The 24,082-nt window shown below is 61.2% G+C and carries 21 protein-coding genes; 4 read left to right on the plus strand and 17 right to left on the minus strand.

Annotation, left to right across the window (positions count from 1 at the left end):
* The first annotated feature begins 62 nt into the window (after positions 1-62).
* On the plus strand, positions 63-1,682 hold the full coding sequence (locus FJD34_RS00970; protein WP_065943081.1) for a methyl-accepting chemotaxis protein: 1,620 nt from the start codon (positions 63-65) through the stop codon (positions 1,680-1,682).
* A 33-nt stretch (positions 1,683-1,715) separates the two neighbouring features.
* On the opposite strand, the gene FJD34_RS00975 is transcribed toward FJD34_RS00970, so the two are convergent.
* Genes FJD34_RS00975 through FJD34_RS00990 form a run of 4 tightly spaced genes read right to left on the minus strand, consistent with a single transcriptional unit; the run spans position 1,716 to position 4,788 of the window.
* Complete coding sequence (locus FJD34_RS00975) at positions 1,716-3,041, minus strand: 4Fe-4S binding protein (protein ID WP_090293152.1); 1,326 nt, start codon at positions 3,039-3,041, stop codon at positions 1,716-1,718.
* 32 nt (positions 3,042-3,073) lie between these two features.
* Positions 3,074-3,916 (minus strand): FTR1 family iron permease, encoded by an 843-nt coding sequence (locus FJD34_RS00980; protein WP_065943080.1) that lies wholly within the window; start codon positions 3,914-3,916, stop codon positions 3,074-3,076.
* A gap of 17 nt (positions 3,917-3,933) precedes the next feature.
* Positions 3,934-4,257 carry a cupredoxin domain-containing protein gene (locus FJD34_RS00985; RefSeq protein WP_032861236.1) on the minus strand — a complete coding sequence of 108 codons (324 nt, stop codon included), beginning with the start codon at positions 4,255-4,257 and terminating at the stop codon, positions 3,934-3,936.
* Positions 4,258-4,788 carry an iron transporter gene (locus tag FJD34_RS00990; RefSeq protein ID WP_032861235.1) on the minus strand — a complete coding sequence of 177 codons (531 nt, stop codon included), beginning with the start codon at positions 4,786-4,788 and terminating at the stop codon, positions 4,258-4,260.
* Between the two features lie 176 nt (positions 4,789-4,964).
* On the opposite strand from FJD34_RS00990, the gene FJD34_RS00995 reads away from it, so the two are divergent.
* The gene (locus FJD34_RS00995; protein ID WP_090291194.1) at positions 4,965-5,201 is read left to right on the plus strand and encodes a DUF3079 domain-containing protein; all 237 of its coding nucleotides are present in this window, start codon (positions 4,965-4,967) and stop codon (positions 5,199-5,201) included.
* Between the two features lie 202 nt (positions 5,202-5,403).
* Here the strand turns inward: FJD34_RS00995 and FJD34_RS01000 are convergent, their stop codons facing one another.
* Together FJD34_RS01000 and FJD34_RS01005 are read right to left on the minus strand one after the other, a co-directional pair.
* Positions 5,404-6,288 carry an alpha/beta hydrolase gene (locus tag FJD34_RS01000; protein ID WP_090291193.1) on the minus strand — a complete coding sequence of 295 codons (885 nt, stop codon included), beginning with the start codon at positions 6,286-6,288 and terminating at the stop codon, positions 5,404-5,406.
* A gap of 98 nt (positions 6,289-6,386) precedes the next feature.
* A complete protein-coding gene (locus tag FJD34_RS01005) occupies positions 6,387-7,544 on the minus strand; it encodes a GGDEF domain-containing protein (RefSeq protein ID WP_090291192.1) in 1,158 nt (385 codons plus the stop codon).
* A gap of 182 nt (positions 7,545-7,726) precedes the next feature.
* Between FJD34_RS01005 and FJD34_RS01010 the strand changes: the two genes are divergently transcribed.
* Both FJD34_RS01010 and FJD34_RS01015 read left to right on the plus strand, forming a co-directional pair.
* Complete coding sequence (locus FJD34_RS01010; protein ID WP_032861232.1) at positions 7,727-8,323, plus strand: NUDIX domain-containing protein; 597 nt, start codon at positions 7,727-7,729, stop codon at positions 8,321-8,323.
* 98 nt (positions 8,324-8,421) lie between these two features.
* A complete protein-coding gene (locus FJD34_RS01015) occupies positions 8,422-9,009 on the plus strand; it encodes a LysE family translocator (protein WP_032861230.1) in 588 nt (195 codons plus the stop codon).
* A gap of 1 nt (position 9,010) precedes the next feature.
* Here the strand turns inward: FJD34_RS01015 and FJD34_RS01020 are convergent, their stop codons facing one another.
* From FJD34_RS01020 to gloB, 11 genes are all read right to left on the minus strand, one after another.
* Positions 9,011-9,832 (minus strand): AraC family transcriptional regulator, encoded by an 822-nt coding sequence (locus FJD34_RS01020; RefSeq protein WP_090291191.1) that lies wholly within the window; start codon positions 9,830-9,832, stop codon positions 9,011-9,013.
* 91 nt (positions 9,833-9,923) lie between these two features.
* Entirely contained in the window at positions 9,924-12,392 is a 2,469-nt protein-coding gene (locus FJD34_RS01025) for a TonB-dependent siderophore receptor (RefSeq protein WP_090291190.1), read from the minus strand.
* 91 nt (positions 12,393-12,483) lie between these two features.
* Positions 12,484-13,452 (minus strand): FecR domain-containing protein, encoded by a 969-nt coding sequence (locus FJD34_RS01030; protein ID WP_090291189.1) that lies wholly within the window; start codon positions 13,450-13,452, stop codon positions 12,484-12,486.
* Complete coding sequence (locus FJD34_RS01035) at positions 13,449-13,979, minus strand: sigma-70 family RNA polymerase sigma factor (protein ID WP_090291188.1); 531 nt, start codon at positions 13,977-13,979, stop codon at positions 13,449-13,451. The genes FJD34_RS01030 and FJD34_RS01035 overlap by 4 nt, the downstream gene beginning before the upstream one ends.
* Positions 13,980-14,188: 209 nt before the next feature.
* A complete protein-coding gene (locus tag FJD34_RS01040) occupies positions 14,189-15,811 on the minus strand; it encodes an ABC transporter ATP-binding protein (RefSeq protein WP_090291187.1) in 1,623 nt (540 codons plus the stop codon).
* 1 nt (position 15,812) lies between these two features.
* Entirely contained in the window at positions 15,813-16,832 is a 1,020-nt protein-coding gene (locus FJD34_RS01045; protein WP_032861222.1) for an ABC transporter permease, read from the minus strand.
* Position 16,833: 1 nt separating this feature from the next.
* The gene (locus FJD34_RS01050; RefSeq protein WP_032861221.1) at positions 16,834-17,907 is read right to left on the minus strand and encodes a microcin C ABC transporter permease YejB; all 1,074 of its coding nucleotides are present in this window, start codon (positions 17,905-17,907) and stop codon (positions 16,834-16,836) included.
* A gap of 2 nt (positions 17,908-17,909) precedes the next feature.
* Complete coding sequence (locus FJD34_RS01055) at positions 17,910-19,748, minus strand: extracellular solute-binding protein (RefSeq protein WP_032861220.1); 1,839 nt, start codon at positions 19,746-19,748, stop codon at positions 17,910-17,912.
* Entirely contained in the window at positions 19,745-21,574 is a 1,830-nt protein-coding gene (locus FJD34_RS01060; protein ID WP_090291186.1) for an extracellular solute-binding protein, read from the minus strand. The genes FJD34_RS01055 and FJD34_RS01060 overlap by 4 nt, the downstream gene beginning before the upstream one ends.
* 190 nt (positions 21,575-21,764) lie before the next feature.
* The gene (locus tag FJD34_RS01065) at positions 21,765-23,177 is read right to left on the minus strand and encodes a lytic transglycosylase domain-containing protein (RefSeq protein ID WP_032861216.1); all 1,413 of its coding nucleotides are present in this window, start codon (positions 23,175-23,177) and stop codon (positions 21,765-21,767) included.
* Positions 23,178-23,275: 98 nt separating this feature from the next.
* Positions 23,276-24,043, minus strand: a complete 768-nt coding sequence (gene gloB / locus FJD34_RS01070) for a hydroxyacylglutathione hydrolase (protein WP_032861214.1) — start codon at positions 24,041-24,043, stop codon at positions 23,276-23,278.
* Positions 24,044-24,082 lie beyond the last annotated feature (39 nt).

The raw sequence follows: 24,082 nt of genomic DNA on the forward strand, positions 1-24,082 counted from the left end.
TCCCACCGGATTATCAAAGATGCTGCCCCTTGTGGGCAGGTATTCATCAGGGAGCTTATGACATGACTCGATTAACCACTGCCCGCCGTATCGCGATCGGCTTTGCTATCGCACCTTTGGCCCTGGCCGGCATGGCGTTCTACGCCTTGCACGACCTGGGCACCCTCAAGGAACAGTCGGAGCTGATCGTGCAGCAGGACTGGCCGAAAATTGCCCCGATCATGGTGATTGCCACAGGTGTGCGCGACAACGGCCGCAACACCCGTGACTTGCTGATCGACCAGGACAACCAGGCGACCCAGCAGGCCATCAGCACCACCCGCCAACGCATCACCGACGCCTTTACTCAGTTGGAGCCATTGTTCGATACGGCCACCGGCCAGGCGGCCTTTGCCGACCTGAAGAAGCACCGCGAAGCCTATGTCAGCGCCTTCACCCAGGTGCAGGCGCTGATCCGCCAGGGCGCCCATGCGCAAGGCGTGGCACAGCTCAAGCAGAACGTGCAACCGGCCGAGCAGGCGGTGTTCAAGAGCCTGGAGGCGATGATGGCCTTGCAGGGGCAGATTTTTGCCGAGCGCGAGCACGCGGCGCAAACCCTGTATCGCGAAGCGCGGCGCAATATGCTCGGGTTGTTCCTGCTGTGCGTGGCCCTGGTGGTAACGGCTGCGGTCATTGTCACCCGCAGCGTCACCCGGCCCCTGGGCGGTGAGCCCGATGAGGCCGCGCGGGTGTTGAGCCAGATTGCCCAGGGCGACCTGACCACCGTGGTGCCAACTGCGGGCAGCGCCGACGGCAGCGTGATGCAGAACATGCAGCAAATGCAGCACAACCTTAACGAAATGGTACGCCAGATCGCCACGTCGGTGGACCGGGTGGCCAGTTCTTCCGAGGAGTTGAGTGCCGTCAGTAGCCAGACCAGCAGCAGCCTGCAGTTGCAAGGCATGGAAATCGAGCAGGCCGCCACGGCCGTCAACGAGATGACGGCGGCCGTGGATGAGGTGGCGCGTAATGCGGTGAGCACCAGTGAAGCTTCACGTTTGTCTGCACAGACGGCCCAATTGGGGCGTGATCAGGTGCAGGAAACAGTCGCCTCGATCAACACCCTGGCAGACGGCGTCAGTGGCACTTCGGTACGGATCCAACAACTGGCCGGGCGCGTGCAGGACATCAGCGGCGTGCTGGAAGTGATCCGCAGCATCGCCGACCAGACCAACCTGCTGGCGCTCAACGCTGCCATCGAAGCGGCCCGGGCCGGGGATGCCGGCCGTGGGTTTGCGGTGGTGGCTGATGAAGTGCGGGCCCTGGCCCATCGTACTCAGGCCTCGACCCAGGAGATCGAGCAGATGATTGGCAATATCCGCCTGGACACCGAGCAGGCTGTGACTGCGATGCAGGACAGCAGCGACCTGGTGCGTACCACCTTGAGCGTGGCGCAGCGTTCGGGCGAGGCACTGGAAGCGATTACCCAGTCGATCTCGCAGATCAACGAGCGCAACCTGATGATTGCCAGCGCCACCGAAGAGCAGGCATTGGTGGCGCGGGAGGTGGATCGCAACCTGGTGGGGATTCGCAATCTGTCGGAGCAGGTGTTGCTGGGGGCCCGGCATACCGATACGGCGGGGCATGAACTGGCGCAGATGGCTGGGGAGTTGCACCTGACGGTTGCCAGGTTCCGCGTCTAACCTCAATACCTGTAGGCGCCGGCTTGCCGGCTCCTACAGGTTCCAGCCCCAGAATTGTAGCCACCAGCCATATCCCACCCATCCATTACCCAGCAGCAGGCAAGTCCAGGCAGCGCAACGTTGGGCCAGTGGTGTGTCGGCCAGCTGTTTCCACGCCAGCCACAAACACCAGCCAACAGCCCCGACCAGCAATATGCCGCGCGCCGGTTGTACCCATTCCAGCAACAATCCCTCATAGCGCAACAACTTCACCGTGGTTGCCGACAACCCCAGGAACAGTCCTGCACCGCCAAGGGGCGTAAAGGTCAAGGCCAGGGCCCAATAGCGTGCACGCTCACCGCTCAACCTGGCTGCCAGGCGCACCAGCCCCATCAAGGTTCCGCCGAGCAGCAGGCTGCTGGCGCCCAGATACGCAACGATGCAAAAACCATCCAGCCAACTGAAGCTGTCGTTGGCCTGCGGATAGTGGGTCAACAGCCACCAGGGCGCGCTGTCCTGCAACGGCCACAGCCAATCGTGTTCCACCAGCCACTGCGCGAGGTACTGTTTGAACGTGATAAACCACGGGCTGACGGTCCACTGGAAGGCGCCCATCGCCAGGCCGATCACACCAAACAGCAACAAGCGTGCATCCCACACCAAGGCGGGCTTGCGCGGGGCCTGGAGGATTTCGCTATTGCATGAACGGGCAATCAATTGCACCGCGCCGCGTTGCCCACTGCAGCGTCCGCAGGCGTGGCAATCGCTGGCGCCTTGCAGGCGGCGAATGTCCAGCAGTGGCGCGCAGTTGGGCAACGGCAGGCGCGGGCCATCGTTGGCTTTCCAGCGTTGTTCGTTGACTTGGAAATGCACCGGCGCCAGGCGTGCGAGCAGGGCGAAGACGCCGCTGACCGGGCACAGGTAACGGCACCAGACCCGTTTGCCGCGCACAAACAGCAGCCCTACCAGCACTGCGGCGACGGTCGAGCCGCCGAGGATCAGCAGGGCGGCCTGGGCGTAGTCGTACACACTGATCAACTGGCCGTAGAGGGTGGTCAGGCAGAAGCCCACGGTGGGCCAGCCGCTCCAGCGGATCCAGTTCGGAATACCCAGCCCGCGACCATGCCGGCTGGCCCATTCGCTCAAGGAGCCTTCGGGGCAGAGCACGCCGCACCACACGCGGCCGAATAACACGATCGACAGCACCACGAACGGCCACCACAGGCCCCAGAACAGGAACTGTGCCAGCAGCGTCAGGTTGTCCAGCAGGCGCGCCTGGCTGTCGGGCAGCGGCAGCCAGGCGGGCACTACCAGTAATCCTGCGTAGAACAACACCACGGCCCATTGCACGCCACGAATCAGCCGCGCATGGCGGCGCATGCCATCCCCCAGGCGTTGCAGCCAGGGGCTGTTCACAACGACGCTCGCTGGACGCGATACAGCCCTCGGCCCACCAGCAGCCAATAGCCGGCCAGTACCAGCAGGGTCACCGTGCTGGGCGTCGCGCGGTACCCGGCGAAGCCCGCGAGCACTGCGCCCAGGCCGTGGCTGTCACTGAGCAGGGCGCTGCTGTCCCACCAGGCTTCGCCCACCAGGGTGTAGACCCAGTCGGGCATGTCCATGGCCAACAGTTGCCCGCCGATGCGTTCCATGGCGGCGACCAGCAAGGCGGCGGCCAACAGCAGTAGCAGCACCTCGCTGAGGGCGAAAAAACGTGACCAGGAAATCAGCCGTCGCGTGCTGCGCAGCAGCATCACGGTCAGCCCGGCCAACACCAGGCCCAGCGCGCCGCCAATGGCGAACAGGCCCAGCGCCGGGCCGTGCAGATGGGCACCGGCGCCGTACAGAAAGACCACGGTCTCGCTGCCTTCGCGGCTGACCGCCAACAGCGCCAGCAACAGCAGCCCCAATCCGCCCTGACGTGCAGCACGCTGGTCGGCGTCGCGCAGCAGGGTTTGGCGCAGGCCCGGCCCGTGGCGGTGCATCCAGAACACCATCTGCACCATCAGCAGGCTTGCCACCAGGGTCATGCCGGCCTGGAACCATTCCCCGGCGGGGCCGCTCATGGCCTCGCCGGCCCACAGCATCAAACCGGCCAACGCGGCAGAGCACAGCAGGCCCAGAACCACGCCGGCCCATAGAAAACGACCCAGGCGCGAGCCCTCGGATTGTTGGCTGATCCAGGCCTGGAGGATGCCGATCACCAGCAACGCCTCGACGCTTTCGCGCCAGACGATAAACATCGATTGATTCATCAAATGCTCCCGGGCCGTTATTCGGCGAGGATGCTGCCCTCGGGCAACTGTGAGTTGAATTCGTCGAAAAACGGATAGGCACCCGGCTTGAGCGGGTGGATCACGACAAAGGTGGTCACCCCAGGCGACAACACTTTTTCCACGCGCAGTGGCGTGCTCTCGAATTCGGCCGGGCCCTGGCCGATATTTTTCAGCACGATTTTGAAGCGCTGGCCGGCCGGTACTTTGAGTTGCGCCGGGTTGAAGTGGCCGTCCTGCAGGGTCAGTTCATAGGTGGGCAAGGGCGCTGCCAGGGCCGCGCCACACACCAGCAGGGCACAGAGGGCTAGGGGGCGGTGCATTCAGTAGCCGCCTTTCTTGCCAATCCCTGCATAGACGAATTCGTAGTGCACTTCACAGCGTTCGAACCAGGGTGCGACTCCGGTTTCCTTGTCGGTATGCCGGCCCAGTGAGCCGTGGCCGCTGGGTGGCATCACGGTAAAAGTCAGTTGGTATTTGCCGGGGCCCAGCAGCTTGACGTTGTCGCCGTAGTGCGGGCCGTCGTTGGCCACCATGGCATGGAACTCACCGATGATCGGGCTGGCACCGCCTTGCTTTTGCAAGCGGAACGATACGTTGAGGTAGGGCACGAAACTGCCTTCCTGAAAGCCCTGCTGGTTGTCGGCTGTAGCACGGATATCCGCCTCCAGATGCACATCCGAATCGGCGGTGGCGCGCATCATGCCGGGCGGCGCCATCTCGATCGGTTGCAGATAGACCGCACCCACTTCCAGGCCGGGACACATTTGTGGCTCGCCGATGGGATATTCCTTGGCGACGGCGGCTCCAGTCGATAACAGCAGGGCCAGTGACAGCATGAAGGGGATACGCATGGGTGCTTCCTGACAGGGGAAATGAGAACCCGAGTCTAGAAAGCTTCGCTGTAAATAATAATGATTCCTGTCAAGTTTCCAGGGATATAGACATAACCAATCTTGACGTTGGTCAAGGCTGTGGGCGGATAGCGGCCGTAGGATCAAATCACTGCCCACCGCTGTGGAGCCTGCTCATGGCCAAGCCGTTCCCGCTCAACCCCAAACACCCCGAGCGTATCTGCTGGGGCTGTGACCGTTACTGTGCGACCACTGCACTGGCCTGCGGCAACGGTGCCGACCGCACCATGCACCCGGCCGAAATGATCGGTGAGGATTGGTACCTGCATGGCGATTGGGGCATTGAATTGCCGATTGCCACGGATAAGCTGCCCGAGGCGATTGCCGAGGAAAAGGTCGGCGCCAACCGATGAACCTTCAATGTAAAAAAATCGTTTAAATGCAAAAAGAGTTGTCCACGAAAACCGTGGGTATCTCTGTGGATAACCTTGCGTGAGCCCGGCAGGTATGGCGATTCAACCCGCGGTCAATATTTGATCAAGATCGTCTGCAAGCCTTTTGGCGTGCGGCGTGCGCTTGACACGCGGCGTTGAAGTCGGTGCCGGATCCGGCGTTCTACAGCAATCCCTCCAGTGCCTGGCGATAGTTGCGACCGCCCAGGCTCAGGCTGTTGTTGTGGCTGGCCCCAGGCACCAACAGCAAGTGCTTGGGCTCTTGGGCGGCGTCAAACAATTGCTGGCTGAAACGCGGTGGCACATAACGGTCGTCGAGGCCGTGCACCACCAGCAACGGCATGTGGATGTCGGCGATCTTGTCGATGGAGTCAAACTTCTGCGACAACACCCAACGCACCGGCAATGAGGTGTTGGCCATTGCCGTGGCAACATCGGCCAGGGAGGTGAAGGTGGACTCGATTACCAGCCCACGCACGGGGGGTGGCAACTGTTTGGCCGCCGCCCGCTGGCCCAATTCTGCTGCGAGGTCGATGGCTACTGCGCCGCCCAGGGAGTGCCCGTAGATCAGGCGTTTGGCCGGGACCGGTTGCAGGATCTGGAAGTGCTCCCAGGCAACGCGCGCGTCTTCATAGACACTGGTTTCGGACGGCAAGTCGCCCCGGCTCTGGCCGAAGCCGCGATAGTCGATAGCCAGTACCGAGTAGCCCTGGGCATGCAGTTGTTCGATGCGAAACAGCTGGCCGGTGAGGTTCCAGCGTACGCCGTGCAGGTAAAGAATCGCCGGTGCATCTTTTTTCGCCGCGGGCCACCACCAGCCATGGAGGCTCTGCCCGGACTTGAAACTGGCGGGCTTGAGTTCGAACTCCTGCACATCCTTGGGCAGGCCGCGATACCAACTGGCGGTACCGGGCTCGATGCGAAACACCAGTTCGCGCTCCTTGTGTTGCAGGACACCGCAGCCCACGGGCAGACCCAGGACCAGTACGGCCATGCACAGTAACGCAAACCAATGCAGGCGCAGGCGTGTGAAAAAACGTTTGGACATGGAGGTTCCAGGGCAGGAGCGAAGCAGGTTTTTTAGCAGATGCCTTGCCCATGAAGGGAATATTAAGACCGCCGTGATCGGTGATTGCTTGCAAAGTGTTACAGCGCTGCGCAAATCGCCGTCTGCACGCGGTTGCGTCCCTGGTCCTTGGCGCGATACAGCGCCTGGTCAGCCTGGGACAGCAGGCGTGACAGGTCGTGGCAGGTCGGTGTGGTCGTGACGATGCCAATGCTCACGCTCAAGAACCCCGGCGCCAGCAAATCGAGGCTGGCAAACCCTTGGCGAATGCGCTCGGCGACCTGGATGGCGCCTTGCTCATCGGTGCCCTGCAGCAGGCAGGCAAACTCTTCGCCGCCGATGCGTGCAAACAGATCGTGCTTGCGCAACAGCGTCGCCGTCAGTTGGCTGAAGGCAATCAGGGCCTGGTCGCCCATGGGATGGCCGAAGCTGTCGTTGAGGCGCTTGAAGTAATCAAGGTCACACAACAGCAGCGCGGTGGTTTGCCCGCGCTGCTTGCTGTCGGCCAACAATTGTTCGCCATGGAGCATGAACGCCCGGCGATTGCCGATGCCCGTCAATACATCGCTGAAGGCCGCGGCCTTGAACTTGAGTTCGGCCCGCTCCTTGACCATCGCCAGGGTGACGTAGGCGATACCAATGGCATACAGCATGGACTCGAACAGCATGAACGAGAAAAACGGCACGCTTTCGCCCATCAGTGCGTTTTCATTCTTGATCGGCATGCCGGGATCGATCACTGCGCGCACACAGTAAAATGTCGTATGAAATACCATCAGGCCCATGGCCGGCAGATAGGCCACTTCCAGGTGCTGGCGATGGCGCCACAGCTCCAGCGCCGACAACACCCCATAACCCGCTGCCAGGAGCGAGTACAGGGACACGCGGCTGGACATCGAGCCATAAAACTGCGGGATCAGGCACATCAACAGCCACAGGGCCGGGCCTGCGAGAATGCCCGGCAAGTACGGCTTGCCCTGGACAAATACGCGCATGGCGGTCCAGTTCATCGCGGCGCTCAACAGCAGCACCACGTTGCCGAGGATCAGTGCGACAAAATCCATGCCTATACCGCGTACCACAATCAACGCGGTGCCCAGGGAGGCGAGCAACAGCATCACCCCCAGATAGCCCAGGGTTGGCTCACGCACACGGCGCCAGGTGTGGACGGTGAGCAGTCCCATCAGGCAAAAAACGAATACCGCGACCATCAATAGCGTCGGTATGTGCAGCATCATGTCCTTGACCCCGCAAGATGCACTGTCGAGTAACCCCGTCAGACACACGCTTGTGCGGTCATCAGGTGCAGAAAGGGCGCAATTGTAGCTGGATAACGTGCAGCAATGCTGGCCCATGGACAGCTTGACGCTGGCAGGACGTCACCGACATGCTGCGCCCCTTGCGATCAAAAGGATCTTCCATGGACAACAGCCCTGTACGCATCACCTCTGAAGAGCTGCTCTCGGACAACTGGTACCTGCTGAAAAAATACAGCTTCGACCTGCGCCGCCGGGACGGTAGCTGGCAAGCCCAGACCCGTGAGGTGTATGACCGCGGCAACGGTGCGACCATCCTGTTGTACAACACCTTGCAGCGCACGGTCTTGCTGATTCGCCAGTTCCGCATGCCGACCTTCGTCAATGGCCATGACGGCTACCTGATCGAAACCGCTGCCGGGCTGCTGGACAACGCCAGCCCCGAGGAGCGTATCCGCCTGGAAGCCGAGGAAGAGACCGGCTACCGCATCGGCCCTGTCGAAAAAGTCTACTCGGCATTCATGAGCCCGGGCTCGGTGACCGAGCGCATTCATTTCTTTATCGGTGAGTATCAGCCCGGCGACCGCGTGGGCGAGGGCGGTGGCCTGGAGGATGAAGGTGAAGATATCCAGGTACTGGAACTGGGCTTCGACGAGGCCATCTCCATGGTCACGCGCGGTGAGATTGTCGATGGCAAGACCATCATGCTCCTGCAATACCTGGAACTGCGGTTGCTCAAGGCAGCCATGACGGTTTTGTAGGTGCCGGCGCGGCAAGGGGCATTTTCTTCAATACGCACTGCCTGCAGGAACGTAGCGTACAGGCCTCGTCCACCTGTCATTACAAAAAGGGAAGTGCAATGAGTTTGATCATGTCCATGGCCGCCTTCGCCCTGGCGACCTCCATCACACCCGGCCCGGTCAATGTGGTTGCCCTTGGTTCCGGGGCGCGTTTCGGCTTTGCCGCTAGCCAGAAACACGTGGCTGGCGCGGCGCTGGGGTTTACCTTGCTGCTGGTGCTGATCGGCCTGGGGCTGCATGAGGTGCTGGTGCGCTGGCCGATATTGACCCAGGGCATCCAGTGGGGCGGGGTCGTATTCCTGTTGTACATGGCCTACAAACTGACGATGGATGACGGCCGGTTGGATGCGCAAGACGCGGCTGTTGCGCCATCCATGCTCTATGGCGCGATCATGCAATGGCTCAACCCCAAGGCCTGGCTGGCGTGTGTGGCCGGTATGGGGCTGTTTGCGGCTGACGGCGACGCCGTACGCGTCTGGCAACTGGCAGCGGTGTACCTGGTGATTTGCTACCTGTCGGTGGCGTGCTGGTCGTATGTGGGTACGTTCTTTCGTCGTTACCTGAGCAATGCCCGGGGCATGCGCCTGTTCAACCGGGCGATGGCGCTGCTGCTGGTGATCAGCGTGGCGTACCTGTTGCTGGCCTGATTCAGCCGCGATATTGCCCCGGCGTGGCTGCCAGGTGTTGCTTGAAGGTGCGCTGGAAATGCGCCTGGTCGGCAAAACCTGCGGCCAGTGCCACATCGGCAATCAACTGGCCGCTGCGCAGTTGGTTGCGGGCGAACTGGATCCGCTGGTTGACCAGGAATGCATGGGGTGTCATCCGGTAATACTGCTTGAACGCACGGATCAGGTACGACGGCGACAATTGCGCGGCCTGGCAGATATCTTCCAGTTTCAGTGCCTCGGTGCAATGCGCGCGGATGTACTCGGCGGCGCGCTCCAGCTTGTGATTGACCTCCCGTTCGACTGTGGCCGCAGGGTTCAGGCGCAATTGCACCTCACTGAAAAAACTCACCACGGCGCTGTGTTTGTGCAGGTGCTCGGCGTGTTCGTCGGTCAGCACGCAATACAGTTCGAGCAGCCCGGCAAACAGCAACGGGTCATCGGTATGGGTGGTGGTGAAGCGGCGAAAGTCCAGCTCGTGGGCAAACCCCAGTTGGTGTTGCAGGTCGGTCAGCCATGCCGTTTCGATGTAGAGCATGTGATACGACCAGGGCTGGTCGTTGATGGGGTTGCAGGCGTGCACATCGCCGGGGTTCATCAGCACCACGGTGCCGGTGTGGATGTGGAACGTGTCTGCACCGTGGATATACAGGCTTTGCCCGGCAGTGATCGCGCCAATCGAAAAGTGGTCGTGGGCATGCCGGGTGTAGCAGACCTTGCGCCCATCATCGATGGTGCGCGCCTCGATAAACGGCAAGCTGGCATCACGCCAGAAGCGGGGGGCGGCCAGGTCGGGCAGCGACATGATGCAATCTCCGGGGACCTTGTAGGGCCCCGATGATTGCACATAAATACGCCGTCGACCTTATGTGGTGTATCCAAGTACGCCCCTGGAGTCAGAAGTCCCAGCGTGTGGCTAGTTGCAGGCTGCGCGGCTCGCCGTAGAAGCCGGTGCCGAAGTTGCCCAGGCCCGTGTAGTACTTTTTGTCGAAGGCGTTCTTCACGTTCAACGTGGTGCTCAAGTGTTCGTTGAAGCGATAGCGCGCCATCAGGTCCACCAGGTAGTAGCTGTCCTGGGTGATGCGTGAGTATTGGCCGAAGTTGACCGTGTCATTCGGGTTGGGCTGGAACACATTGCCGAAGAACTCGCTCTGCCAGTTGACCCCGGCACCGATCGTCACCTTGTCCAGCGCACCGGGCAGGCGGTAGGAGTTGAACAGGCGCACCACCTGCTGTGGCGTGGTGGTTTGCAGGACTGAACTGTAGACATAGTCGTCATTGGCATCGCGGGTGTGCTGGTAGGTATAGCCGGCCGAGACATTCCAGCCGTCGAGTACTTCGCCGGCCAGTTCCACTTCAAAGCCCTTGGTCGTGGCACCGGCAATCGGGCGGTAGATCGAGTCGCTTTCAAAGCCCGAGACGTATTGCGCGACATTGTCCTGTTCAATACGGAAGGCGGCAAAGCTGGCATTCAGGCGGCCGTCGAAAAAGGCGGCCTTGAGCCCGGCTTCGTAAGTGTCGCCTTCAATCGCGTCAAGCAACTTGCGGTCGGCGTCCTTGGTGTTCTGCGGCCGGTAGATCTTGGTGTAGCTGCTGTACACCGACCAGATATCGTTGAGGTCGTAGACCACTCCGGCATAGGGCGTCACCACGCCGGTCTGTTTGTAACTGGTGCGCGCGTCGGTGGCGGTCGGATCGTAGAAATCAGTGGTGTCGTTATTGCTGAAATTGCTCACGCGGGTGCCGAGGATCACCGACAGGTCATCGGTAGGTTTCAGGCGGGTCGCCAGGTAGGCGCCGGTCTGGCGTTGCACAATATCGTTCTGGCCGCTGCGTGGGATATCCGGCTTGGGGTACTCGCCACGCCAGTCATAGATGCTGCCACCCACTGGTGGGTAGATCGAACCGTAGACCGGCACGTCCTGTTTCGAGCGGGTCGCCATAAAGCCCATGATCAACTCATGCTCGCGGCCAAACAGGCTGAACGGGCCGTTGAGGTTGACGTCGAGGGTGTTCTGTACCTGGTCGCCCTTGTACTTGCCCATGAACATGTACATGCCTTCGCCGGTTGCCTGGTCCGGGTTGCCGCCGCTGGCGGAGGCGAGCAGGGTGTCGTGCTGGCTGCGCTTGCGGTCCAGGCTGACTTTCAGCGACCAGTCGTTGGCCAGCTTTTGCTGGACCGAGGCGAAGATCGTCTGGTTCTGGAAGTCGCGGCGGCTCCAGTCGGCGGCCGGGTTGAACGAGCGCGAGAAGTTCGTGCGATTGCCGTTGCTGAAGTACATCGGGAACCCGGTCCAGCTGGCGCCACGGGAGCGGGTATCCTGCTGGTCGATACCGAAGGTCAGCAGGGTGTCGGGGGTGAGGTCGGCTTCGAGGATGCCGTAGGCAATGTCCTTGGTGTGCTGGTAGTGATCGAGGTAGGACGAGCGGTCCTGGTACACGCCGACAAAGCGCCCGCGCACATTGCCTGATTCGGTCAGTGGCCCGGAGATATCACCTTCGGTGCGGTAGTTGTCCCAGGAGCCCACGGTGCCGGTAACCGAGGCTTTGAATTCCTTGGTGGGCTTTTTGCGGATCAGGTTGACCGTGGCCGAGGGGTCGCCGGAACCGCTCATCAGGCCCGACGAGCCCTTGATGATTTCCAGGTGGTCGTACACCGCCATGTCGGTGCTGGTGGTGCCGTAGTCATACACGCCGTCATAGGTGGAGTTGACGCCGTCGTACTGGAAATTGGTGATCGGCAGGCCACGGCTGGAGAACTCCCAGCGCTCGCTGTCGTAGTTCTGCACACTGACGCCGGGGGCACGACGCAGGGTGTCGGCGATGCTGTTGGAGCCCTGGTCATCCATTTGCTGGCGGGTGATCACGGTAACCGACTGTGGCGTCTCGCGGATCGACAGTGGCAGCCCCGTGGCCGAGGCCATCGAGCCGGTGGTGTAGGAGTGGCTGTCTTCGGTAGTGGCGCCCAGGGCCACGCCGGAAATGGTAGTGGCACCCAGTTCCAGTTCGCCGGTATTGAGCGGGGCCAGCTCCAGCACATAGCCATTGTTGCCCTGGGGCTGGGCCTGCAAGCCGCTGCCTTGCAACAGGCGCTGCAAGCCGGCGGCCGGGGTGTAGCTGCCGCTCAGGCCCGGGCTGGTCTTGCCTGCTGCCAGGCTGTTGTGGCCGGCGATGAAAATGCCCGACTGCTCGGCAAAACGGTTCAGCACACTGACCAGCGATCCTGCGCCAATGCTGTAGCTGCGGGTGGTTTCCTGGGCCGCGGGCGTTTCGACCGCCTGCACAGTGAGCGGGCTCATGCAGAGCAGGGTAGCGGTGATGGCCAGCGCCAGGGGGCGCACAGTGAAAGCAGCAGGTTGCGGCATGGAAGGTTCCCTACGGATTCGGCAAAGATGAAAGCGTCTGCTGGGTTAACCGAACGAACGTTGAAAAGGGGAACTGGCGGGATGAAAAAATTTACAGGGCAGTATTTTTCGGGCCAACGTTGATCCACCACGGCATGACTCGGTCTACCTTGATGGGTAGCGCCGCTTCCAGCAGCCGCAACGCATGCTCGCTGTCCTTGAGCGGGAATGAGCCCATTACGGGTAAGTGGGCCACCGCCGGGTCACAACCCAAATGGCCTGGGCGGTAGCGGTTCAGTTCGCCAATCAATTGGCCCAGGGGCAGGTTGTCGGCCAGCAGCACTCCGCGGCTCCAGGCTTCACGGCTGGCGGAGGCTTGCGCGGTGTTGTGGATGGCATCGCGATTGAACACGGCTTGTTGTCCCGCCTCCACAATGCGTACTTGCTGGCTTTGGGCGGTGCGCACTTCGACCCGTCCATCAAATACGTTGAGTGTGGTGCTGCCATCACCCTGCAGCACACTGAAGCGGGTGCCGAGGGCACGCATCCGTCCGTGTTCGGTATCGACCAGGAACGGTCGGCTGAGGTCCTTGGCGGTATCGATCAGCACTTCGCCAAAGCGCAGGTGCAGCAGGCGCTGGTGCGCGTCGAAGCGCACGTCCATGGCGCTCAGGGCGTTTAGCCAGATATGCGTGCCGTCGTCGAGCAATGCATCGCGGATTTCACCGCTGGCCGTGGCGTAGTCGGCACTCCAGCCGCCCACCACACGGGGCAGGACGGTGCTGCGCCAGGTGCCCCAGGCCAGGGCTGAACCGGCACCCAATACCATCAGCGTCTTGAGGGTTTGCCTGCGCGTGCTGCGCAGGGCCCGTCCGGCGCTGACGGGTTCATCGCTCAGGGGAGCAAAGCGTTGGCTGACGCGTTCGACGTACCGCCAGGCGGCCTGATGCTCGGGGCTCTGCCCGAGCCATGTTTGCCAATGTTGCTGCGCCTGGTTGCCGCCTTGCGGGTCCTGTAGGCGCACATACCATTGGGCTGCCTGTTGCAGGCTGGCATGGCTGAGTTTTGCGCTGGGGTTCATTCCACCAGCAATCCGTCGAGTTCGGCTTCGAGCACCGCGCAGTGCAACAGCGCCTGGGCCATGTATTTTTTCACCATGCGCTCACAGACCCCCAGTTGCATGGCGATCTGCTTGTAGGTCATGCCATGCAGTTGCGCCAGCAGAAACGTCTCGCGAACTTTGTGCGGCAGCCGCGCGAGCATGGCGTCGACCTCGTACAGGGTTTCGACGATGATCGCCCGCTGCTCCAGCGATGGCTGCACCGCTTGTGGGCGATCGGCGAGGCTTTGCAGCCAGGCCTGCTCCAGTTGGCGACGGCGCCAGTGGTCAATGCACAGGCCGCGGGCGATGGTCGCCAGGTATGAACGCTCGCGCACCGGGTCGGCCTGGTCGGGCGGGCGCTTCAGCACGCGGATAAAGGTGTCCTGCGCCAGGTCGGCGGCATCCCAGCGGTTGCTCAGACGTCGGCGCAACAGGCCGATCAGCCAGGAGTGGTGGCTACCGTAGAGCTGACTGAACGAAGTGGGGGAGGTCGACACAATATCCATCCGGCGCTGATGCCATGACGTGAATAGGAATTGGTCGCGATTAAAGCAAAGGCCTGTGAGCAGCGCAAATGATATTGGTTTGCTTTTGCGAAAGGTGGCGATCCCCCGGCTGGTGAAGATCGAATGTAGGAGCTGGCTTGCCAGCGATAGCGGTGGGTCAGCCAACAGAGATGTTGCCTGTGCCTCCGCCATCGCTGGCAAGCCAGCTCCTACAGGGATTGGTGGCGGATGTTTGTGGGCACCAGGAACGCGGCCTCCAGCAACTGCCGGGTATAGGCATGCTGCGGATCGGCGAAGATGGCTTTGGCATCGCCCTGTTCCACTACCTGGCCCTGCTTGACCACCATCAATTGGTGGCTCAGCGCCTTGACCACCGCCAGGTCGTGGCTGATGAACAAGTAGGTCAGGTTGTACTTGGCCTGCAGGTTGCGCAGCAGCTCCACGACCTGGCGTTGTACCGTACGGTCCAGGGCCGAGGTTGGTTCATCCAGCAGGATCAAGCGTGGCTTGAGCACCAGCGCGCGGGCGATAGCAATGCGCTGGCGCTGGCCGCCGGAGAATTCATGGGGGTAGCGGTGGCGGGTCTGCGGATCCAGTCCGACTTCCTTGAGCGCTGCGATAATCGCCTCTTCCTGTTCGGCTGCCGTGCCGATCTTGTGAATGCGCAAGCCTTCGCCAACGATCTCGCTGACGCACATGCGTGGGCTCAGGCTGCCGAACGGGTCCTGGAACACCACTTGCATTTCCCGGCGCAATGGCCGCACCTGTTGTTGGGTCAGTTGGTCCAGTTGCTGGCCTTCAAAACGGATCCCGCCCTTGCTGCCGATCAAGCGCAGGATCGCCAGGCCGAGGGTGGATTTGCCGGAGCCACTTTCCCCGACGATGCCCAGGGTCTGCCCCTGGGGCAGGCTGAAGTGGATACCGTCCACCGCCTTGACGTAATCGACGGTGCTGCGCAAAAAGCCTTTCTTGATCGGGAACCAGACCTTCAGGTCGTCGACTTCCAGCAGCGGTGGGCCGATGGCGTTGGTGGCCGGTCCACCGCTGGGCTCGGCGGCCAGCAGTTCCTGGGTATAGGGGTGCTGGGGGGCGCGGAACAGTTCCTCGCAGGAGGCCTGTTCGACAATGCAACCGCGCTGCATCACACATACACGGTGGGCAATGCGCCGTACCAGGTTCAAGTCATGACTGATCAGCAGCAACGCCATGCCCAGGCGCGCCTGCAGTTCCTTGAGCAGTTCGAGGATCTTCAACTGCACGGTGACGTCCAGGGCCGTGGTCGGCTCATCGGCGATCAGCAGCTCCGGCTCGTTGGCCAGGGCCATGGCGATCATCACCCGCTGGCGCTGGCCGCCGGACAGTTCATGGGGCAGGGCCTTGAGACGTTTGTGCGGCTCGGGAATGCCCACCAGCTCCAGCAGTTCCAGGGTGCGCAGGGTCGCGGCCTTGCCGGTCAGGCCCTTGTGCAGGCCCAGCACTTCGTTGATCTGCTTTTCGATGGAGTGCAGCGGGTTCAGCGAGGTCATCGGTTCCTGGAAGATCATCGCAATGCGGTTGCCACGGATCTGGCGCAAGGGTTTTTCTTTCATGGTCAGCAGATCCTGCCCGGCATACCCGATCGTGCCGGACGGATGCCGCGCCAGGGGGTAGGGCAGCAGGCGCAGGATCGAGTGGGCAGTCACCGATTTGCCGGAGCCGCTTTCGCCGACCAGGGCCAGGGTTTCCCCACGGCGAATATCGAAGCTGATGTTTTCCACCACGCGCTGATGCTGCTCGCCGGTGACGAACTCGACACTGAGGTCGCGGACTTCGATCAGATTGTCCTGATTCATCTCATTTCCTCGGGTCGAAGGCATCGCGAGCGGACTCGCCGATAAACACCAGCAAACTCAACATGATCGCCAGTACCGCGAACGCGCTGATGCCCAGCCACGGCGCCTGTAGGTTGGATTTGCCCTGGGCCACCAGTTCGCCCAGGGACGGCGAGCCGGCGGGCAGGCCGAAGCCGAGGAAGTCCAGGGCGGTCAGGGTGCCGATGGCGCCGGTCAAGATGAAGGGCATGAAGGTCATGGTCGAGACCATGGCGTTGGGCAGGATATGGCGGAACATGATCGCACCGTTCTGCATGCCCAGCGCCCGTGCCGCACGCACATATTCCAGGTTGCGCCCGCGTAGGAATTCGGCGCGCACCACGTCCACCAGGCTCATCCACGAAAACAGCAGCATGATCCCCAGCAGCCACCAGAAATTGGGCTGCACGAAGCTGGCGAGGATGATCAGCAGGTACAGCACCGGCAAGCCCGACCAGATTTCCAGGAAGCGCTGGCCGGCCAAGTCGACCCAGCCGCCATAGAAGCCCTGCAAGGCGCCGGCCGCCACGCCGATGATCGAGCTCAATACCGTGAGGGTCAGGGCAAACAGCACCGAGACCCGAAAGCCATAGATCACCCGCGCCAGCACATCCCGGCCCTGGTCATCGGTGCCCAGCAGGTTATCGGCCGAAGGCGGTGCCGGTGCCGGGACTTTCAGGTCGTAGTTGATGCTCTGGTAGCTGTAGGGGATCGGCGCCCAAAGCGTCCAGGCATCCTTGGCCTTGAGCAGTTCGCGGATGTACGGGCTTTTGTAGTTGGCTTCCAGGGGGAACTCACCGCCGAAGGCGGTTTCCGGGTAGCGCTTGAGTGCCGGGAAGTACCAGTCGCCGTCGTAATGCACCGCCAGCGGCTTGTCATTGGCGATCAACTCGGCGCCCAGGCTCAGGCCAAACAGGATCAGGAACAGCCACAGCGACCACCAGCCGCGCTTGTTGGCCTTGAAACGTTCGAAACGGCGGCGATTGAGGGGGGATAGATTCATCTCAATGCTCCCGGCTTTCGAAGTCGATGCGTGGGTCGACCAGGGTGTAGGTCAAATCACCAATCAGTTTCACCACCAACCCCAGCAGGGTGAAGATAAACAGGGTGCCGAACACCACCGGGTAATCGCGGTTGATCGCGGCTTCAAAGCTCATCAGGCCCAGGCCGTCGAGGGAGAAAATCACTTCCACCAGCAGCGAGCCGGTAAAGAAGATCCCGATAAACGCCGAAGGGAAGCCTGCGATCACCAACAACATGGCGTTGCGGAATACGTGGCCGTAGAGCACGCGGTGATTGGTCAGGCCCTTGGCCTTGGCGGTGATCACGTACTGTTTGTTGATTTCATCGAGAAAGCTGTTCTTGGTCAGTAACGTCATGGTGGCGAAGTTACCGATCACCAGGGCCGTGACCGGCAGTGCCAGGTGCCAGAAGTAGTCGAGGATCTTGCCGCCCCAGCTCAGTTCGTCAAAGTTGTTGGATGTCAGCCCGCGCAGGGGAAACCAGTCGAAATAACTGCCGCCGGCAAACACCACGATCAACAGGATGGCAAACAGGAACGCCGGGATCGCATAGCCGACGATGATCGCCGAACTGGTCCACACATCAAAGTGGCTGCCATGTCGGGTGGCCTTGGCGATCCCCAGGGGGATCGAGACCAGGTACATGATCAGGGTGCTCCATAACCCGAGGGAAATGGACACCGGCATCTTCTCCTTGATCAGGTCGATGACCTTGGCATCGCGAAAGAAGCTGTCGCCAAAGTCCAGCCGGGCGTAGTTCTTGACCATGATCCACAAGCGTTCCGGCGCCGACTTGTCGAAGCCGTACATCTTCTCGATTTCCTTGATCAGCGTCGGGTCCAGGCCCTGGGCACCACGGTAGCTGGAGCCGGCCACCGAGACTTCGGCGCCGCCACCGGCGATGCGGCTGGTGGCACCTTCAAAGCCTTCGAGCTTGGCGATCATTTGCTCCACCGGGCCGCCGGGCGCGGCCTGGATGATGACAAAGTTGATCAGCAAGATGCCAAACAGCGTCGGAATGATCAGCAGCAACCTGCGAAAAATATAAGCCAGCATGGTCAGTCGCCTCCGCTCGCCGGGTCGGCGCTGGTGTCTGTGGGCGGCGTCATTGCCGGCGGCGTGTGGGGTTTGATCCACCAGGTATTGATGCCCACGTCATAGCGCGGCGGGACCTTGGGGTGGCCAAGGTGATTCCAATAGGCCACGCGGTAAGTCTTGATGTGCCAGTTGGGGATCACGTAGTAGCCAAACTGCAGTACCCGGTCCAGGGCCTTGGCGTGGGCCACCAGGCTGTTGCGTGAGTCGGCGTTGATCAACTGTTCCACCAATTCGTCGATGGCCGGATCCCTGAGGCCGATGTAGTTGCGGCTGCCGGGGTTGTCGGCACTGCTCGTTTGCCAGAATTCACGCTGTTCGTTACCCGGTGAGGAGGACTGCGGGAAACTGCCGACCATCATGTCGAAATCCCGCGAGCGTACGCGATTGACGTACTGCGAGACGTCGACCCGGCGGATCACCAACTCGATACCCAGGTCTGCCAGGTTGCGCTTGAAGGGCAGCAGGATGCGCTCGAAGTCGGTCTGGAACAGCATGAATTCGATGCTCACCGGTTTGCCGTTGGTATCGACCATCTTGTCGTCGACGATGCGCCAGCCGGCTTCCTGCAACAGTTGGTAGGCTTCGCGCTGCTGGGTGCGGATCATGCCGCTGGCATCGGTTTTGGGCGGTGCGAAGGCTTCGGTGAACGCTTGCGGCGGGATTCGGCCGCGCAGCGGTTCGAGAATCGCCAGTTCGGCGGGGCCGGGCAGGCCGGTGGCAGCCATGTCCGAGTTTTCGAAGTAGCTACGGGTGCGGGTGTAGGCGCCGTTGAACAGTTGCTTGTTGCTCCATTCAAAGTCCAGCAGCAGGCTGATGGCCTTGCGCACCCGCACGTCCTGGAACATCGGCTTGCGGATATTGAACACAAAACCCTGCATCCCGGTGGGATTGCCGTTGGGCAGTTCTTCCTTGATCAACCGCCCCTCGGCGACGGCCGGGACGTTGTAGGCATTGGCCCAGTTCTTGGCCGTGGTTTCCTGCCAGTAGTCGAATTGCCCGGCCTTGAGGGCTTCCAGGGCCACGGTGTTGTCGCGATAGTAATCGCTGATGCGGTAATCGAAGTTGTACAGGCCCTTGTTGATCGGCAGGTCCTTGGCCCAGTAATCCTTGACCCGCTCGTAGCGGATCGAACGCCCCGGCTTGACCTCGGCCACCTTGTACGGGCCGCTGCCCAGCGGAATCTCCAGGCTGCTTTTGGCAAAGTCGCGCCCGGCCCACCAATGCTTGGGCAGTACGGGCAACTGGCCGAGGATCAGCGGCAGCTCACGGTTGCTGGTGTGTTTGAACTTGAACAGCACCCGCAGCGGGTCTTCGGCCACCACTTCGGCGACGTCAGCGTAGTAGGTGCGGTAGATGGGGCTGCCTTGCTTGATCAGGGTTTCAAAGGTGAACACCACGTCTTCGGCGTGTACCGGATGGCCATCGTGGAAGCGTGCTTCGGGGCGCAGGTAAAAGCGTACCCAGCTGTTATCGGGGGCTTTTTCGATCTTGCCGGCGATCAGGCCGTACTCGGTGATGGGCTCGTCCAGGCCTTGCTGGGCCAGGGTGTCGAAGACCAGGCCAATATTGTCGGCGGGCACGCCTTTGCTGATAAACGGGTTGAGGCTGTCGAAGCTGCCCATGGCCGACTCGCGAAAAGTGCCGCCCTTGGGCGCGTCGGGATTGACGTAGTCGACATGCTTGAAATTGGCCGGGTACTTGGGCGGCTCGTCATACAGGGTCAAGGCATGTTGAGGGGCGGCAACAGCCTGGGTGCACAACAACAGGCCACTGATAATCGCAGTACGCAAAGCCATCATTGGGGTTTCTCCGAAGCTTTCAGCCACCATGCGCTCAGGCCCAGGCTATAGGGCGGCGTGGTGACGAAGGCGAACCGGTTACGGTACGCCAGGCGATGATAGTTGAGATACCAATTGGGAATACTGTAGTGCTGCCACAGCAGGACCCGGTCCAGGGCCCGGCCGGCGGCGACTTGCTGGTCGCGGGTCTGCGCGGCGAGCAATTGTTCCAGCAGGTGGTCGACCACCGGGTTGGCGATGCCTGCGTAATTCTTGCTGCCCTTGATCCCGGCCTGGGTGGAGTGGAAGTACTGCCACTGTTCAAGGCCGGGGCTGAGAGTCTGGTTGAGGGTCATCAGGATCATGTCGAAGTCGAACTGGTCGAGGCGCTGCTTGTACTGCGCACGATCCACAGTGCGCAAGCGCGCATCGATGCCGATGCTGCGCAGGTTTTCGACATAAGGTTGCAGAATCCGCTCCAGGTTCGGATTGACCAGCAGGATCTCGAAACGCAGCGGCTGCCCGTCGCTATTGAGCAGGCGCTGACCGGAAAGTTTCCAGCCGCCTTCTGCCAACAAGCCGAGGGCGCGGCGCAAGGTCTCCCTGGGGATGCCTCGGCCGTCGGTCTGCGGCAGGCTGAAGGCCTGGGTAAACAGATTGGCCGGCAGTTGATCGCGATAGGGCGAGAGCATCAGCCATTCATGGCCCACCGGCAGGCCGCTGGCCGAGAACTCGCTGTTGGGGTAGTAGCTCAAGGTGCGTTTATAGGCGCCGCTGAACAGGGTGCGGTTGGTCCACTCGAAATCGAACATCAGCCCCAGTGCTTCACGCACCTTGGCCTGGCTGAACGTGGCGCGGCGGCTGTTCATGAACAGGCCCTGGCTCTGGGTCGGGATCTGGTGGGCGATCTGCGCCTTGATCACCTCGCCACGGTTGACTGCCGGGAAGTTGTAGCCATTGGCCCAGTTCTTGGCTTGGTGCTCGATATAGATATCGAATTCGCCAGCCTTGAACGCTTCGAAGGCCACGTCGCTGTCGCGGTAGAACTCCACCTCGACTTTGTCGTAGTTGTAGAACCCGCGATTGACCGGCAGGTCCTTGCCCCAATAATCCTTGACCCGTTCGAACACCAGTTGCCGGCCTGGCTGGACCTGGCTGATCCGATACGGCCCGCTGCCCAGTGGCGGTTCGAAGGTGGTGGCCTTGAAGTCGCGGTTCTTCCAGTAATGCTGGGGCAGCACCGGCAACTCGCCCAGGCGCAGGATCAACAGTGGGTTGCCGGCGCGCTTGAACACGAAGCGGATGCGGTGGGGGTTGAGTACGTCCACCCGGGCCACTTCCTGCAAATTGGTGCGGTATTGCGGATGGCCTTCGGTCAGCAATGTGCGATAGGAAAACGCTACATCGTCGGCGGTGATGGGCTTGCCGTCATGGAAGCGCGCTTGCGGGCGCAGGTTGAACACCACCCAACTGCGATCCTCGCTGTATTCCACCGATTGGGCTATCAGGCCATAACTGGACGTGGGCTCGTCGCCGGAAGGGGCGTACTGCCCGGTGCCGACCATCAACGGCTCGTTGAGCTCATTGACTCCGTATTGCAGGAAGTTGGCGGTGGAGACCGGGCTTGAGCCCTTGAATGTGTAGGGATTGAGGGTGTCAAACGTGCCAAAGGCCATGACCCGCAAGGTGCCGCCCTTGGGCGCTGCGGGGTTTACCCAATCGAAGTGGGTGAATTTGGCCGGGTACTTGAGCGTACCGAACTGCGCATAACCGTGGTTCTCGGTAATGGTCGCGTTCGCACTAAAGCTCAAGGCCAGACTTATTAGTAGAAGGAGGGGACGCTTCAAGTCAGAGATCCGATCCAGGCGGCTTGGGCTTTATGATCGGTACAGTAACAGCTTGTTCCACTTGGAAAAAGGCTGTTGAAAATGACAAAAATCAATGTGGGAGCGGGCTTGCTCGCGAAAGCGGTGCGTCAGGCGAAAAATGTATCACCTGATGCACCGCTTTCGCGAGCAAGCCCGCTCCCACAAGGGATCAGCGCGGCCCGGACACCACCAGCATCTGCCCCGGCTTCAGCGCCTGGCCAGTGCGTGGGTTCCAACGCTTGAGATGTTGCATCTCGACGTTGAAGCGCTTGGCAACCATGTACAGCGAGTCACCTTTCTTGACCTTGTACTGCACCGGCTTCTTGCCGCCAGCCTTGGCCACGACTTTGCGGGTGTCCTGCATCACCAGGGTCTGGCCGACTTTCAAGGCCTGGCCATTGAGCTTGTTCCAGCGCTGCAGGTCATGCACGTCGACCTTGTTGGCCTTGGCAATCAGCGTCAGGTTGTCACCGCTCTTGACCTTGTAGCTGCGCGAGCGGCCGGCCACGGCCTTGTGCTCGACCTCGTCGAACACCGGCTTTTTCGGGCGCAGGCTCAACAACTCCTCGGGGTTCATCGAGGACAGGCTACTGGCCAGCAATTGCGCCTTGGAGGTGGGCACCAGCAAATGCTGGGGGCCGTCCAGGGTAGTGCGTTGCTTGAAGGCCGGGTTGAGCTGGAACAGTTCGTCTTCGTCGATCTCGGCCAGCGCGGCGACCCGGGACAGGTCCATGCTTTGCTTGACTTCAACCATCTCGAAGTACGGCGCGTTGGCAATCGGGTTCAGGTTGACGCCGTAGGCCTCGGGAGCCAGCACCACTTGGGACAGCGCCAGGAACTTGGGCACGTAGTCCTTGGTTTCCTGGGGCAGTGGCAGGTTCCAGTAGTCGGTGGGCAGACCGAGCTTTTCGTTACGTTCGATGGCCCGGCTGACCGTGCCTTCACCCGCGTTATAGGCCGCCAGGGCCAGCAACCAGTCGCCGTTGAACATATCATGCAGACGTGTCAGATAGTCCAGGGCAGCAGTGGTGGAGGCGGTGATATCGCGACGGCCATCGTAGGCGCGGGTCTGGCGCAGGTTGAAGTAGCGCCCGGTGGAGGGAATGAACTGCCACAGGCCAACCGCATCGCTGCGTGAATAGGCCATTGGGTTGTAGGCACTTTCAATGACTGGCAGCAGCGCCAGCTCCAGGGGCATGTTGCGCTCTTCAAGGCGCTCGACGATGTAATGAATATAGAGACTGCCGCGTTCGCCGGCGTTCTCCAGGAAAGAGGGGTTGCTGGCGAACCATAGGCGTTGTTGCTCGATACGCGGGTTGACGCCGACGCCGTCCTGCAATTGGAACCCCTGGCGCATGCGCTCCCAGACATCCTGGGGCACCTGAGGGCTTGGCTTCTCTGAGAGCCAAAGGGGTTTTTGCTTGATCTTGGCAGTTAAGACAGGTTTGGGTTGCACGGTGGATTGTGCAGCGTAATTGGTGGTTTGGCAGCCCGCCAGAGTTGCGGATACAGCCACCGCAATGGCTTGAGCCAGGCGGGTCAATGCGTCTGAATGGTTGGATTTACGAATAGATGACGACATTGGCTGGAAGTTAGTTCCGGGCAAAAATGTCGGGCGATTCTAGAAAGCGCTTCGGTTCCGGTCAACCACTCAGAAATTTTGTATCAGAACCTGTCTGCTTAGAACGTATCTTTCCAAGCGCGCAAGCTAGCAAACACCTCGCTCCCAGAGCGGTTATCGCGGCCATTCCGCTCGTCCGCTTTTTGTTTAACGGATGTTTCAGCGGTGCGCAAAAAAGGGTTGGTCAGTTTTTCCAGGGCCAGGGTCGAGGGCAGAGTCATCTTGCCGCCTGCCCGGAGTTGGCTGACTTTTGCCACCCGTTCGGCGATATCGGTGTTATCCGGTTCCACGGCCTGGGCAAAACGCAGGTTACTTTGTGTGTATTCGTGGGTGCAGTAGACCAGCGTGTCGGCCGGCAGGGCGGCCAGGCGCTCAAGGGAGTTGTACATCTGCTCCGGTGTGCCTTCGAACAAGCGCCCACAACCGGCGGCGAACAGTGTATCGCCGCAGAACAGCAAGCCATGATGATAAAAGGCTATATGGCCGAGGGTATGGCCCGGTACGGCGAGCACGTCGAAGTCCCAGCCCAGCACCTCGATCTGGTCGTTATCGTTGAGCGCAACGTCACGGGCCGGGATCTTTTCGTTGGCCGGGCCATAGACCTTGGCGCCTGAGACTTGCTTGAGCTGTTCGACCCCGCCCACGTGGTCAGGATGATGGTGAGTCACCAGGATGTCGCTGAGGGACCAGTCCGGGTGCTGTGCAAGCCACGCCAGCACGGGCGCGGCATCGCCGGGATCGACCACCGCGCAACGATGGCTGCGATGGTCTTGTAACAACCAGATGTAGTTATCGGTGAAGGCGGGCAGGGCACTGATCTGTATCATTCTTCTATTCGCCAAGCTGAACACATTGGTGCATCTTAG

Origin of the sequence: Pseudomonas brenneri (assembly GCF_007858285.1) — a bacterium.
Lineage (GTDB): Bacteria > Pseudomonadota > Gammaproteobacteria > Pseudomonadales > Pseudomonadaceae > Aquipseudomonas > Aquipseudomonas brenneri.

Bases quoted from the DNA above. Each gene is read 5' to 3' on its own strand.
- FJD34_RS00970 (WP_065943081.1), top strand. From the start codon at position 63: ATGACTCGATTAACCACTGCCCGCCGTATCGCGATCGGCTTTGCTATC.
- FJD34_RS00975 (WP_090293152.1), bottom strand. From the start codon at position 3,041: ATGCGCCGCCATGCGCGGCTGATTCGTGGCGTGCAATGGGCCGTGGTG.
- FJD34_RS00980 (WP_065943080.1), bottom strand. From the start codon at position 3,916: ATGAATCAATCGATGTTTATCGTCTGGCGCGAAAGCGTCGAGGCGTTG.
- FJD34_RS00985 (WP_032861236.1), bottom strand. From the start codon at position 4,257: ATGCACCGCCCCCTAGCCCTCTGTGCCCTGCTGGTGTGTGGCGCGGCC.
- FJD34_RS00990 (WP_032861235.1), bottom strand. From the start codon at position 4,788: ATGCGTATCCCCTTCATGCTGTCACTGGCCCTGCTGTTATCGACTGGA.
- FJD34_RS00995 (WP_090291194.1), top strand. From the start codon at position 4,965: ATGGCCAAGCCGTTCCCGCTCAACCCCAAACACCCCGAGCGTATCTGC.
- FJD34_RS01000 (WP_090291193.1), bottom strand. From the start codon at position 6,288: ATGTCCAAACGTTTTTTCACACGCCTGCGCCTGCATTGGTTTGCGTTA.
- FJD34_RS01005 (WP_090291192.1), bottom strand. From the start codon at position 7,544: ATGATGCTGCACATACCGACGCTATTGATGGTCGCGGTATTCGTTTTT.
- FJD34_RS01010 (WP_032861232.1), top strand. From the start codon at position 7,727: ATGGACAACAGCCCTGTACGCATCACCTCTGAAGAGCTGCTCTCGGAC.
- FJD34_RS01015 (WP_032861230.1), top strand. From the start codon at position 8,422: ATGAGTTTGATCATGTCCATGGCCGCCTTCGCCCTGGCGACCTCCATC.
- FJD34_RS01020 (WP_090291191.1), bottom strand. From the start codon at position 9,832: ATGTCGCTGCCCGACCTGGCCGCCCCCCGCTTCTGGCGTGATGCCAGC.
- FJD34_RS01025 (WP_090291190.1), bottom strand. From the start codon at position 12,392: ATGCCGCAACCTGCTGCTTTCACTGTGCGCCCCCTGGCGCTGGCCATC.
- FJD34_RS01030 (WP_090291189.1), bottom strand. From the start codon at position 13,452: ATGAACCCCAGCGCAAAACTCAGCCATGCCAGCCTGCAACAGGCAGCC.
- FJD34_RS01035 (WP_090291188.1), bottom strand. From the start codon at position 13,979: ATGGATATTGTGTCGACCTCCCCCACTTCGTTCAGTCAGCTCTACGGT.
- FJD34_RS01040 (WP_090291187.1), bottom strand. From the start codon at position 15,811: ATGAATCAGGACAATCTGATCGAAGTCCGCGACCTCAGTGTCGAGTTC.
- FJD34_RS01045 (WP_032861222.1), bottom strand. From the start codon at position 16,832: ATGAATCTATCCCCCCTCAATCGCCGCCGTTTCGAACGTTTCAAGGCC.
- FJD34_RS01050 (WP_032861221.1), bottom strand. From the start codon at position 17,907: ATGCTGGCTTATATTTTTCGCAGGTTGCTGCTGATCATTCCGACGCTG.
- FJD34_RS01055 (WP_032861220.1), bottom strand. From the start codon at position 19,748: ATGATGGCTTTGCGTACTGCGATTATCAGTGGCCTGTTGTTGTGCACC.
- FJD34_RS01065 (WP_032861216.1), bottom strand. From the start codon at position 23,177: ATGTCGTCATCTATTCGTAAATCCAACCATTCAGACGCATTGACCCGC.
- gloB (WP_032861214.1), bottom strand. From the start codon at position 24,043: ATGATACAGATCAGTGCCCTGCCCGCCTTCACCGATAACTACATCTGG.